Raw genomic sequence first — 12647 nt, forward strand, 5'->3', positions numbered from 1 at the left:
GAAGTCCGTCGCCGCATCCGGGACGCCACGCCTCACGAGGATCGGACCCGTCGTCCGGTGCTCGTCCATTCCAGGAGGAATATGCCGTCGAACGGCCGTCGCCGTACCTCGGGTCGCAATGGGACCCGTTCTGCCCGCCAGAACGACCCCGCGCCCCTGCTTCCGATCCTCGCGCGCCGGGTGCGCGAGGTGGAGGCGAAGTCCGCCAACGGCAAGGTGGGGCCCACGAACCGCACCAAGTTCCAGGTCATCGCGCTCCTGGTCCGCTCCGAGCGGGCCAGGATCAAGGCGGACGAGTCGCTGTCCGGCGGCACCCGCACCGAGCTGATGAAGCGCCTCGACGGCGTCGCCACGATCCTCGCGCGCACCGCCGCCCAGGACACGTCCCTGCTGTCCCTGCTCGAACCGAACGGGACGCCGTCGGCCGCCACCCAGCGGATGCGCCTGGACTGGCTGATCGAGTCCGGTGCCGAACTCAGCGACGAGGAACGCCAGATCAAGGCCCCGGTGCAGCGCCGTGAGGAGGTCGTCCCCGAGCAGCTCGCCGCGAAGCAGGTGGTGCCCGTGGCCGTGCGGGCCCGGGTCCGGGCGAACCCGTTCCTCGAACCGGACCTGTCCATCTCCGCCGACTCCGAGCCGGTGGGCTACCTGTCCGGCTGGGACCTGATCGACCCGCTCTACCGCGCCTTCGAGCAGGGCGCCGGTGGTGGCGCCGCGACCATGACCCTGCCCCCGGTCCCGAAGATCGACCGGTTCTCCCCGCCCGGGCTCGAACTGATGCCCCACCAGATCCAGCTCCTGGAGAGCGTGCGACGCGGCCATCGCTCGTTCCTGCTCGCCGACGAGCCGGGCCTCGGCAAGACCGCCCAGGCGGTCATCGCGGCCTCGGTCGCGGACGCCTTCCCGATGCTGGCCGTGGTGCCGAACGTGGTGAAGATCAACTGGTCCCGCGAGGTGCAGCGGTGGACCCCGCAGCGCCGGGTGACCGTGATCCACGGCGACGGCCGGGACATGGACGCGTTCGCCGACGTGTTCGTCGTGAACTACGCGATCCTGGACCGGCACCTGTCCTGGTTGTCCACCCTCGGCTTCCGTTCGATGGTCGTGGACGAGGCGCACTTCATCAAGAACCTCGCCTCACAGCGCTCCCAGCACGTCCTGTCCCTTGCCAAGCGGATCCGCGAACGCGAACCGAGCCACAGCCCGCTGCTGATGGCCCTGACCGGCACGCCACTGATCAACGACGTCGAAGACTTCAACGCCATCTGGCAGTTCCTCGGCTGGACCGACGGCCAGCAGCCCTCGCCGCGGCTCACCCGACGGCTGGAGGCGACCGGCTTGACCCCCGCGGACCGCGGCTTCTACCCGCAGGCGCGAGCCGCCGTCATCGACCTGGGCATCGTGCGTCGGACGAAGTTCGCCGTGGCCAAGGACCTGCCCGCCAAGCGGGTCGCGGACCTGCCGGTGGAGCTCGACGGCGACATCGGCCGCTCGATCCGCGCCGCCGAGCACGAGCTCGGCCAGCGGCTCGTGAACCGGTACCTACGCATGCTCGAGGCCCGCGAGGGGGGCATCCCCAACCACCACGAGCCGGACCTCGACCTCATGCGCCGGGTCGCGCAGGCCGAGCTCGACTCGACCGCCCCGACCGCCGACGGCGACAACGTCTTCACGATGGTCCGCCGCATCGGTCAGGCCAAGGCGACCCTCGCCGCGGACTACGCCGCCCAGCTCGTGCACTCGGTGGGCAAGGTGGTCTTCTTCGCCAAGCACATCGACGTGATGGACACCGCGGAGCGGATGCTCGCCGACGCGGGCCTGCGGACGGTCTCGATCCGCGGTGACCAGACCACGGCGCAGCGTCAGGCCGCGATCGACGCGTTCCAGAAGGACGAGGAGGTGTCCGTGGCTGTGTGTTCCCTGCTCGCGGCGGGCGTCGGCCTGAACCTGCACGCGTCCTCCAACGTGGTCCTCGCGGAACTGTCCTGGACGGCCGCCGAGCAGGACCAGGCCATCGACCGGGTGCACCGGATCGGTCAGGAGGAGCCGGTCACCGCGTGGCGGATCCTCGCCGCGCACACGATCGACACCAAGATCGCCGAGCTCATCGACGCGAAGCAGTCCCTGGCCGCTCGCGCCCTGGACGGCAGCGACGAGGAGATCGTCAGCAGCGACTCGGTGCAGCTCGACGCCCTCGTGCACCTGATGCTGCAGGCCCTCGAGGGCTGAGCGGGCTCGAGCAGAGCCGGGCAGACCTGCCCATCGGTCCTGGCGGCTGCGCGCCACGCCGGAGCGTACCCTCGGGTGCATGGGCGTCACCACGATCTCGCCGACTGCCCCCGCCACCGCCCGCCGGAGCGCGGGGGTCGCGGGCGTGCTGGCGGCGGCGCTCACCCTGACCGTCGGCCACCTGGTCGCCGCGATCGTCGATCCGGACGCCTCGCCGTTCATCGCCCTCGGGGGCGCCGTCGTGGACGCCACCCCGGCCTGGCTCAAGGACTTCGCGGCCTCCACCTTCGGCACCGCGGACAAGACCGTGCTGTTCGTCTGCATGGCCGCGGTCGTCCTCGGGCTCGCCTACGGCGTCGGTAGGCTCGCGCTCACCCGCCCGACGGCGGCCGCGGTCTGCGTGGTCGTCCTCGCCGGGATCTGCGGTGTGGCCGCCATGGGCCGGGCCGGCACCGGGATGCTCGCCTGGCTGCCGTCGCTGGTCGGTGCCGGGGCCGGGGTGATCGCGCTGCGCGCGATGGTCGAGACGCTGCGAACGCCCGCGGCCCTGCCCGACGCCGACGAGGACTCGACCGGTGCCGCACCGGCGCAGCACGGGTACGCCACGCCGGACCGGCGCGAGTTCATGCGTTCGGCCACCATCGTCGGCGTCGTCGCGGCGGCCTCGGCGATCGCCGGGGCCATCATCGGCGCCGCGCGGTCGACCGCCCAGATGGCCCGGGACCTGCTCGACCTGCCCGCCCCGGCGACGCCGGCCCCGCCGCTGCCGGAGGGGGTGCAGTCGGCCACGGCGGGTGTCGGCCCGTTCGTCACCCCGAACGAGGACTTCTACCGGATCGACACCGCCCTGATCGTCCCCGACGTCGACCCCGCGACCTGGACGCTCCGGGTGCACGGACTCGTCGAGAACGAGATCGAGCTGAACCTGGACGACATCCTCGCCCGGGACCTCGTCGAGACCCGGGTGACCCTCACCTGCGTGTCCAACCCGGTGGGCGGTGACCTGGTCGGCAACGCGCTCTGGCTCGGGCTGCCGATCCGGGAGGTCCTCGCCGAGGCGGTCCCGACCGCGGACGCGGACATGGTCCTGTCCCGCAGCGTCGACGGCTTCACCGCATCCACCCCCATCGAGGCGCTCACCGACGACCGGGACGCGATCTTCGCGGTCGCGATGAACGGCGAGCCGCTGCCCGTCGAGCACGGGTTCCCGGTCCGGATGGTGGTGCCGGGCCTGTACGGCTACGTCTCGGCGACGAAGTGGGTCGTCGACCTCGAGGTCACCCGGTTCGCCGACGCGAGCGCCTACTGGACCGAGCGCGGCTGGTCCGAGCGAGGACCGATCAAGACCGCGTCCCGGATCGAGGTCCCCCGGGCGAGCGCCCACGTGCCCGCCGGGGAGGTCGCCGTCGGCGGCACCGCGTGGGCGCAGCACCGGGGCATCACCAAGGTCGAGGTGCAGGTCGACGACGGACCGTGGGAGGAGGCCACCCTCGCCGACGAGGCGACCGTGGACACCTGGCGACAGTGGTCGTGGACCTGGGGCGACGCCGAGCCGGGCCAGCACACCCTCCGGTGCCGCGCCTCGGACCCCGACGGTGTGCAGACCGCCACGGTCGCTCCCGTGGTGCCGGACGGGGCGAGCGGCTGGCACACGATCTACGTGTACGTGGACTGAGCACGGCCGCCCGTCACGCGCGGACGGAGCCGAGATGGCACTCTTGGGCTTATGCAACAGACCTGGCCCGGCCACCCCTACCCGCTGGGCGCCACCTACGACGGCACCGGAACGAACTTCGCGCTGTACTCCTCCGTCGCGGAGCGCGTCGAACTGTGCCTGATCGACGACGACGGCATCGAGACCCGGTGTGAGGTCACCGAGGTCGACGCGTTCGTGTGGCACGTCTACCTGCCCACGGTCCAGCCCGGTCAGCGGTACGGCTACCGGGTGCACGGCCCCTACGACCCCGACCGGGGGCACCGGTGCAACCCGTTCAAGCTGCTGTTGGACCCGTACGCCAAGGCCATCGACGGTCAGATCGACGGGGACGAGGCCCTCTTCGCGTACCGGTTCGAGGACGCCGACTTCCAGACGATCGTCAACGACGACGACTCCCTGCCGCACACGATGACGTCGGTGGTGACGAACCCGTTCTTCGACTGGGGCCACGACCGGCCACCGGACCGGGAGTACCACGACTCGGTCATCTACGAGGCCCACGTCAAGGGCATGACGATGCTGCACCCGGACGTGCCCGAGGAGATCCGCGGCACCTACGCCGGGCTCGCGCACCCGTCGGTGATCGGCCACCTGGTCGACCTCGGGGTGACCGCGATCGAACTCATGCCCGTGCACCAGTTCGTCCAGGACCCGCCCCTGGTGGAGCAGGGTCTGAGCAACTACTGGGGCTACAACACGATCGGGTACTTCGCCCCCCACAACGGCTACTCCGCGTTCGGCACCCGTGGCGAGCAGGTGCTCGAGTTCAAGAGCCTGGTCAAGGCCATGCACGCGGCCGGCATCGAGGTCATCCTCGACGTGGTCTACAACCACACCGCGGAGGGCAACCACCTCGGCCCGACGCTGTCCTTCCGCGGCATCGACAACGCCTCCTACTACCGTCTCGTCGACGAGGACAAGCGGCACTACTTCGACACCACCGGCACCGGCAACTCGCTGTTGATGCGGTCCCCGCACGTGCTGCAGATGATCATGGACTCGCTGCGGTACTGGATCACCGAGATGCACGTCGACGGGTTCCGGTTCGATCTGGCGGCGACCCTGGCCCGACAGTTCCACGAGGTCGACCGGCTGTCCTCGTTCTTCGACATCATCCAGCAGGACCCGGTGATCTCCCAGGTCAAGCTCATCGCCGAGCCGTGGGACCTCGGCACCGGCGGATACCAGGTGGGCGGGTTCCCGCCACTGTGGACGGAGTGGAACGGCAAGTACCGGGACACGGTCCGCGACTTCTGGCGCGGCGAGCCGTCCACGCTCGGTGAGTTCGCGAGCCGGATCACCGGATCCTCGGACCTGTACGAGCAGACCGGGCGCACGCCGATCGCGTCGATCAACTTCGTCACCGCACATGACGGCTTCACATTGGCGGACCTGGTCTCCTACAACGAGAAGCACAACGAGGCCAACGGCGAGGACGGTCAGGACGGCGAGAACCACAACCGCTCCTGGAACTGCGGCGTCGAGGGCCCCACCGACGACCCCGAGATCAGGGCACTCCGGGCCCGGCAGCAGCGCAACTTCCTGACCACCCTGCTGCTGTCCCAGGGCGTGCCGATGATCGCCCACGGCGACGAGCTGGGCCGAACCCAGCAGGGCAACAACAACACCTACGCCCAGGACAACGAACTGAGTTGGGTGCACTGGGACACCGACGCCGAACAGAACGCGCTGCTCGCGTTCACCCAGTTCCTGATCAGGTTCCGTGCGGACCATCCCGTGATCCGCCGTCGCCGGTTCTTCAACGGCTCCACCTCGCCGGCGAACGGCCTCCCGGAACTGCCCGACCTGGTCTGGTTCGAGCCGAACGGTGCCGTGATGGGCCAGGACGCGTGGAACACCGCGTTCGCGCGCTCCGTCGCGGTGTTCGTCAACGGTGAAGCCATCGACGAGCCGGACGCACGCGGCCGCCGGATCACCGACGACTCGCTCTACCTCCTCGTGAACGCCGACGCCGACGACATCGACTTCACCCTGCCGGACGCCGACTTCGGAGCCACCTGGAGCCCGGCGCTGACCACGGATGCCGACCAGGACCTCGGGTCCTCCTTCGAGGCCGGCAGCCAGGTCCCGGTCACCGCCCGCAGCATCGTCGTCCTGGCCCGCGGCCTGAGCGACTCCGGTGACGACACCGCTGTCTCGGCCCCGTCGCCGGTGGCCGCCGAGGCGACTGTGCCCACCCCGACCACGACCACGACGAGACGCCCGCCCGGAGGACGCCAGCAGTGACCGACCGCGCGAACGGATCGACCCGCCGCACCCCGATCTCGACCTACCGGCTGCAACTCGGCCCCGACCTGGGATTCGACGAGGCCGCCACCAAGGTCGGCTACCTGAGCGATCTCGGCGTCACCGACCTGTACCTGTCCCCCGTGCTCGCCGCCGCTCCCGGCTCCACCCACGGCTACGACGTCATCGACCACGGCCGGCTCTCCGAGGTGATGGGTGGGCGGCCGGCTTTCGAACGACTGGTCGCCGCCGCCCGGGCCCACGACCTGGGCATCGTGATCGATGTGGTCCCGAACCACATGGCCGTGCCCACGCCGGCGAGCCTGAACCGGGTGCTCTGGTCGGTACTCGCCGAGGGCCCCGAGTCGCCCTACGCGTCCTGGTTCGACGTGGACTGGGGCGAGGGTGCCCAGGTGCTGATGCCGGTCCTCGGCCGTCGGCTCGGCGCGGCAATGGCCGACGGCGAGATCACGGTCTCCCGGTTGGACGAGCCGGAGGTCGGGATCAGTGCCGACCAGCCCGTGCTGTGCTACTTCGAGCACCGGTTCCCGATCCGGCCCGGCACCGAGCACCTGCCGTTGGCCGAGCTTCTGGAGCGCCAGCACTACCGGCTCGCGTACTGGCGGGTCGCGGACGAGGAGCTCAACTACCGGCGCTTCTTCGACGTCGGCTCGCTGGTGGCGGTCAGGGTCGAGCGCCCGGAGGTGTTCGACGCCACCCACGCCCTGCTCCTGGACCTGTTCGACGCCGGCCTGGTCGACGGGTTCCGGATCGACCATCCGGACGGCCTGGCCGACCCGCGCGGATACTTCCGGCGCCTGGACGAGCGGACCGGCGGGGCGTGGACGGTCGCGGAGAAGATCCTCGAGGCGGACGAGACGCTGCCCGCGGACTGGCCGACGGCCGGCACCACCGGCTACGACGCCGCCTGGCGGATCGGGCAGGTCCTCATCGACCCCGCCGGCGCCGGCCCGCTCGGGACCGTGCTGACCGAACTCACCGGGGACACCGTGGGCTCCCTGCCGCGGCTCACCGAGGTGTCCAAGCGGGAGATCGCCACCGGCCCGCTCTACGCCGAGGTGCACCGGCTCTCCTCGCTGATCGCGGACCTGTGCCACGACGACGTCCGGCTGCGCGACCACACCCTGCGCGCGATCACCGACTGCGTCACCGAGCTCGTGGTCGCCTGCGACCGGTACCGGGCGTATGTGGTCCCGGGTGAGGTCGCCTCCGGCGCGAGCGAGGCGCTCGTGCGGGAGTGGGCGCACCTCGCCGCGACGCGGCTGGAACCGGACCGCGCGGAGACCCTGGAGGTCGTGGTCGACCTGGTGCTCGGACGCGAGGTGGGCAGCGCGGGCCGCCACCACGAGTCGCGCCGCAACGAGGTGATCATCCGGTTCCAGCAGGTCTGCGGCGCGGTTGTCGCCAAGGGCGTCGAGGACACCACGTTCTACCGCTGGACGCACCTGAGCGCCCTCTGCGAGGTGGGCGGCGCCCCGCAGGCGTTCGCCATCGGCGGTGACGAACTGCACGCGTGGGCCGCCACCACGCAACTGCAGCGCCCGGCCGGCATGACCGCCGGGTCCACGCACGACAACAAGCGCGGCGAGGACGTGCGCGCCCGGATCGGCGTGCTGTCCGAGCTTTCCGGTCCGTGGCAGCAAGCGGTCGCCGCGCTGCGGGCAGCGACGGCCCCGTACCGGCCGACAGACCTGGACGGGCGCACCGAGAACCTGCTCTGGCAGACCCTCGCGGGCACCTGGACCGACGACGGCCCGATCGCCGCGGCCCGGCTGACCGGGTACCTGATCAAGGCGGCCCGGGAAGCGAAGACCTGGACCACCTGGACGACGCCCGATGCGCCCGGCGAAGAGGCCCTGACGACGTTCGTCACGTCGCTCCTCGAGGATCCCGCGGTGCGGCAGGTGCTCACCGAGTGGGTCCGGCTGTCCGCCGAGCCGGTACGGTCGGCGGTGCTGGCCACGAAGGCGCTGCAGCTCACGCTTCCCGGGGTGGCTGACACCTACCAGGGCACCGAGTCAACTCGGGTTGCCCTCGTGGATCCGGACAACCGTGGTCCGGTGGACCATGACCCGCTCGCCCGTGAACTGAAGCGGCTCGACGGCGGCGCCTCGCCGCGGGACCTGGCCGCCGAGAAGCTGCGGCTCACTGCATCGACGCTGCGACTGCGGCGGCGCGTCCCGGAGGCATTCGTCGGTGCGGCGGCCGGGTACGAGCCGCTGCCGACGTCCACCGGGCACGCGGTCGCGTTCGCGCGCACGGTCGACGGCGTCCCCGCCGTGGTCACGGTCGTCACCCGGCTCTCGGTCGCCCTGTCCGCAGGCGGCGGTTGGGGCGGGCGGTCCGTGGTGCTTCCCGAGGGACGCTGGCGCGACGTGCTCACCGGCGCGGAACACGACGGCGGCCCGGTGGACCTGGCGCGCCTGCTCACCGAGTCGCCGGTCGCGGTGCTGGAGACGGCGGGGGCCGCCACATGAGCGGCAGGACCGACATCGTTGGCGCCCCCCTGCGGGTCTGGGCCCCGCACGCCCAGGTGGTCGCCGCCGACCTCGGCGACCGGCTCCTGACCATGCGACCCGACGGCGACGGCTGGTGGGAGAGCGACGGGCCGGTGCCCACCGGGACCGACTACGCGTTCCGGCTCGACGGTGGCGACCCCCTGCCCGACCCGCGCAGCCCGTGGCAACCGGACGGGGTGCACGCCGCCTCGCGCACGTTCGACACCGGCGCGCACCGATGGGCCGACGCCGGCTGGTCCGGCATCGACGTGCGCGGGGCGGTCCTCTACGAGCTGCACATCGGCACGTTCACCACCCAGGGCACCCTCGACGCCGCGCTGGCCCGGCTCCCCCACCTCGTCGACCTCGGTGTGCAGGTCGTCCAGCTGATGCCGGTCGCCGCGTTCCCCGGCCGCGCCGGCTGGGGCTACGACGGCGTCGACCTGTACGCCGTGCACGAGCCCTACGGCGGCCCCGCCGCGCTGCAGCGGTTCGTCGACGGCGCGCACCAGCTCGGCCTGGGCGTCAGCCTCGACGTCGTCTACAACCACCTCGGTCCGTCCGGGAACTACCTGAGCCGCTACGGCCCGTACTTCACCGACCGGCACCGGACGCCGTGGGGCGAGGCCGTCAATCTCGACGGTCCCGGCTCGCCCGGAGTCCGGGCGTTCGTCCTCGAGAACGCCGTGCGCTGGCTCCGCGACTTCCACCTCGACGCCCTCCGGCTCGATGCCGTCCATGCCCTCGCCGACGACTCCCCGGTGCACCTGCTCGCCGAACTCGCCACCGCCGTCGAGCAGCTTGCCGACGAGCTCGGCCGGCCGCTCGGACTGATCGCCGAGTCGGACCTCAACGATGTCGCGATGGTCACCCCGGTGGCCGAGGGCGGGCTGGGCATGACGGCCCAGTGGGACGACGACGTGCACCACGCCATCCACGCCTTCCTCACCGGGGAACGGCACGGTTACTACGCCGACTTCGGGTCCTACAACACCCTCGCGAAGGCACTCGCCGAGGTGTTCGTCCACAACGGCGGGTTCTCCTCCTTCCGCGGCCGAGCCTGGGGCGCGCCGGTGCCCGCCGAGGTCAGCGGTCACCGGTTCGTGGTGTCCACCACCACCCACGACCAGGTGGGCAACCGAGGCCGCGGGGACCGGCCGGCGGCCCGCCTCAGCGAGGGTCGGCAGGCGATCTCCGCCGCCCTCCTGCTAACCACCGGCTTCACCCCGATGCTGTTCATGGGCGAGGAGTGGTCGGCGTCGACCCCGTGGATGTTCTTCACCGACCACGCCGACCCGGACCTGGCCCGCTCGATCCGGGAGGGCCGGGCCAGGGAGTTCGGCGACCACGGTTGGGCCGACCTGTACGGGGACGACGCCGAGCCACCGGACCCGCAGGACCCGGCCACCGTGGCGGCCTCGACCCTCGACTGGGCCGAGAGCGGACGCGGTCACCACGCACGGATCCGCGCGTTCTACCGCGACCTGATCGCCCTGCGGGCCCGGATCCCGGACCTGCGCAGCGGCGACCGGCGGGCGACATCCATCGAGCACGACGCCGCCGCCGGATGGCTGCGGATCCGGCGCCGGTCGGTGCTGACCGTGATGAACCTCGCGGCGGACGAGCGGGTGGTGCCGCTGGCCGACGCCGACGCTTGGTCGGTGGCGCTCGCCTGGGACTCGCCGGCCGAGGACGCGCTCACCGACACCGGGCTGCGCCTGCCCGCGGACGGCGTAGCGGTGCTCGTCAGTCGGTGACGGCGCGCAGGTGCGCAAGCAGTCCCCGGGTGAGCTCGACGTCCACGGCGCACGCGACGCCGTCGAGTATGCGCACCGGAACCACCAGCCGCACGCTCGAGGTGAGCCACAGCCCGTCCGCGCCGGCGAGTTCGGCCGCCTCGAGCCGACGCTCCACGGTCCGCAGCCCCCGCCCGGCGAAGAAGTCGAAGGCCCGCGCCTGCGTGGTGCCGGGCAGGATCGCCTGGTCGGTCGGCGGGGTGACCACCTCGTCGCCGATCCGCGCCAGGACGTTCGCGGTGGGCCCCTCGAGGACGGCGCCGTCCGCGCTGACGAAGATGACGTCGTCCGCGTCGTGGCCGTGGGCGTACCGAAGGGCGGCCATGTTGACGGCGTAGGAGAGCGTCTTGGCGCCCTGCAGCAGCCATGGCGCGCGCTGGGCGACATCGGCCGGGAAGCCCCGATCGAGCGTGAGGACCCGGACGCCGTCGCGCCGGGACGCGTCCAGGTCGGGGGCCGGGGCGAGCCGCACCCAACCGGTCGCCACGCCGGTGCCCTCGACGCCCCGGGTGAGCACGGTCTTGACGCCGACCTCCGGGCCCAGCGTGCCGGCGGTCCGTGCGGTCTCGATGGCGGCCAGGACGGCCGCGCGCCAGACGTCCAGGCGCGGAGCGGGCAGGTCGAGCTGGGCTGCGGACCGGGCGAACCTGAGCAGGTGCGCGTCGAGCGCCTGCGGGCGGCCGTCCATCACTCCGATCGTCTCGAAGATCCCGTCCCCGCGGACCGCGCCGAGGTCGTTGACGTCCAGGTGCGGCACCGTCGGGTCCGCCGGCGCGAAACCCGTGCCATCGAGCGGTTCGTTCTCGGTGGGAGCACTGAGCAGGACGAGGACCGGTGCGGGAACTGTCGACACACCCGCGAGCATAGGCGCGCGACCTGCGAACGGACGCCGACGCCGTCGGGGCGTGTGCGACGCGAACGCGAGCGACGCCGTCGTGCCGCTCCACGCTCGCAGCCATCTTTTTACGACACGCTGTTGTGATCAATTTCATCGCGCCGTTGGTTAGGTAAGGCTTTGCTCACCAATATGGTGAGGGGGTCCACGCCGGGTCCGCTCGGCATCCTGACCTCACGTGTCGAAGGGTCGATCCATGTCATCCCGCCCCCGCCCGTCCGCCGTCTCGACCGCACCACGGCGGGCCGCTCGACGCGGCTACGTCGCGGCGCTCGCCGCCGCGTCCGTACTCGCCCTGGGCGCCTGCGCCGGCGAGGCCACCGCCGACGACGAGGCGGGCGACGACCCGACGACCGCCCAGGCCACGTCCGTCGAGGTCGAGGACAACAACGGCACCCAGACGATCCGGCTGCCGCTCGAGTCGGTCGTCGCGACCGACAACCGCACCTTCGAGACGCTCTCGGACTGGGGCATCGAGCTGACCGCCGCCGCGGTCTCCCTGATGCCGGACACGATCGCCTACACCGACGACGACACGATCATCGACCTCGGCAACCACCGCGAGCCCGACCTCGAGGCGATCGTCGCCGTCGAACCGGACCTGATCGTCAACGGCCAGCGCTTCACCCAGTACCACGACGACTTCGCCGGGCTGGCGCCGGACGCCGTCGTGCTCGAACTGGACCCGCGCGAGGGCGAACCGTTCGACGACGAACTGCGCCGGCAGATCACCGTGCTCGGTGAGGTCTTCGGCCACCAGGACGACGCCGCACAACTGATCGCCGACTTCGACGCCGCGATCGACCGGGTGGCCGCCGCCTACGACCCGGCCACGACGGTCATGGCCGTGAACACCTCCGGCGGTGAGATCGGCTACATCGCCCCGTCCGTGGGCCGCACGATCGGGCCGATGTTCGACATCTTCGGCCTCACGCCGGCCCTGGAGGTGCCCGACGGCAGCGACGACCACGAGGGCGACGACATCTCGGTCGAGGCCATCGCGGACTCCGACCCGGACCTGATCCTGGTGATGGACCGCGACGCGGCCATCTCCGCGGACGACCCCGCCTACGTACCCGGCGCGGACATCATCGAGGACTCCGAGGCCCTGGCGAACGTGACCGCGGTGGCCGACGGCAACATCGTCTACATGCCGGCGGACACCTACACGAACGAGGGCATCCAGACCTACACGGAGTTCTTCAACACCCTGGCGGACGCGCTCGAGCAGGGCTGATCCCGGC

The 12647-nt window shown here is 71.7% G+C and carries 7 protein-coding genes; 6 read left to right on the forward strand and 1 reads right to left on the reverse strand.

Going from position 1 to position 12647, the window contains the following annotated elements; genetic code table 11:
* Nucleotides 1-81: 81 nt before the first annotated feature.
* From EXU48_RS21495 to treZ, 5 genes are all read left to right on the forward strand, one after another.
* Nucleotides 82-2229 (forward strand): DEAD/DEAH box helicase, encoded by a 2148-nt coding sequence (locus EXU48_RS21495; protein WP_133109752.1) that lies wholly within the window; start codon nucleotides 82-84, stop codon nucleotides 2227-2229.
* Nucleotides 2230-2308: 79 nt separating this feature from the next.
* A complete protein-coding gene (locus tag EXU48_RS21500) occupies nucleotides 2309-3904 on the forward strand; it encodes a molybdopterin-dependent oxidoreductase (protein WP_133109753.1) in 1596 nt (531 codons plus the stop codon).
* Between the two features lie 51 nt (nucleotides 3905-3955).
* A complete protein-coding gene (glgX, locus tag EXU48_RS21505; protein WP_133109754.1) occupies nucleotides 3956-6193 on the forward strand; it encodes a glycogen debranching protein GlgX in 2238 nt (745 codons plus the stop codon).
* Nucleotides 6190-8691 (forward strand): malto-oligosyltrehalose synthase, encoded by a 2502-nt coding sequence (gene treY, locus EXU48_RS21510; RefSeq protein ID WP_133109755.1) that lies wholly within the window; start codon nucleotides 6190-6192, stop codon nucleotides 8689-8691. The genes glgX and treY overlap by 4 nt, the downstream gene beginning before the upstream one ends.
* A complete protein-coding gene (gene treZ / locus EXU48_RS21515; protein ID WP_133109756.1) occupies nucleotides 8688-10469 on the forward strand; it encodes a malto-oligosyltrehalose trehalohydrolase in 1782 nt (593 codons plus the stop codon). The genes treY and treZ overlap by 4 nt, the downstream gene beginning before the upstream one ends.
* Here the strand turns inward: treZ and EXU48_RS21520 are convergent.
* Nucleotides 10459-11361, reverse strand: coding sequence for an aminodeoxychorismate lyase (locus EXU48_RS21520; protein ID WP_165962942.1), 903 nt, complete (start codon nucleotides 11359-11361; stop codon nucleotides 10459-10461). The genes treZ and EXU48_RS21520 overlap by 11 nt on opposite strands.
* 238 nt (nucleotides 11362-11599) lie before the next feature.
* Here EXU48_RS21520 and EXU48_RS21525 point away from each other — a divergent pair, with 238 nt between their 5' ends.
* Nucleotides 11600-12640 carry a siderophore ABC transporter substrate-binding protein gene (locus EXU48_RS21525; RefSeq protein WP_133109758.1) on the forward strand — a complete coding sequence of 347 codons (1041 nt, stop codon included), beginning with the start codon at nucleotides 11600-11602 and terminating at the stop codon, nucleotides 12638-12640.
* Nucleotides 12641-12647: the final 7 nt, after the last annotated feature.

The sequence above is a fragment of the Occultella glacieicola genome, assembly GCF_004353825.1.
Taxonomy (GTDB): Bacteria; Actinomycetota; Actinomycetes; order Actinomycetales; family Beutenbergiaceae; genus Occultella; species Occultella glacieicola.

Excerpts from the sequence above, each read along its gene's own strand:
- treZ (WP_133109756.1), top strand. The coding sequence starts at position 8,688 with ATGAGCGGCAGGACCGACATCGTTGGCGCCCCCCTGCGGGTCTGGGCC.
- EXU48_RS21525 (WP_133109758.1), top strand. The coding sequence starts at position 11,600 with ATGTCATCCCGCCCCCGCCCGTCCGCCGTCTCGACCGCACCACGGCGG.
- EXU48_RS21500 (WP_133109753.1), top strand. The coding sequence starts at position 2,309 with ATGGGCGTCACCACGATCTCGCCGACTGCCCCCGCCACCGCCCGCCGG.
- glgX (WP_133109754.1), top strand. The coding sequence starts at position 3,956 with ATGCAACAGACCTGGCCCGGCCACCCCTACCCGCTGGGCGCCACCTAC.
- EXU48_RS21495 (WP_133109752.1), top strand. The coding sequence starts at position 82 with ATGCCGTCGAACGGCCGTCGCCGTACCTCGGGTCGCAATGGGACCCGT.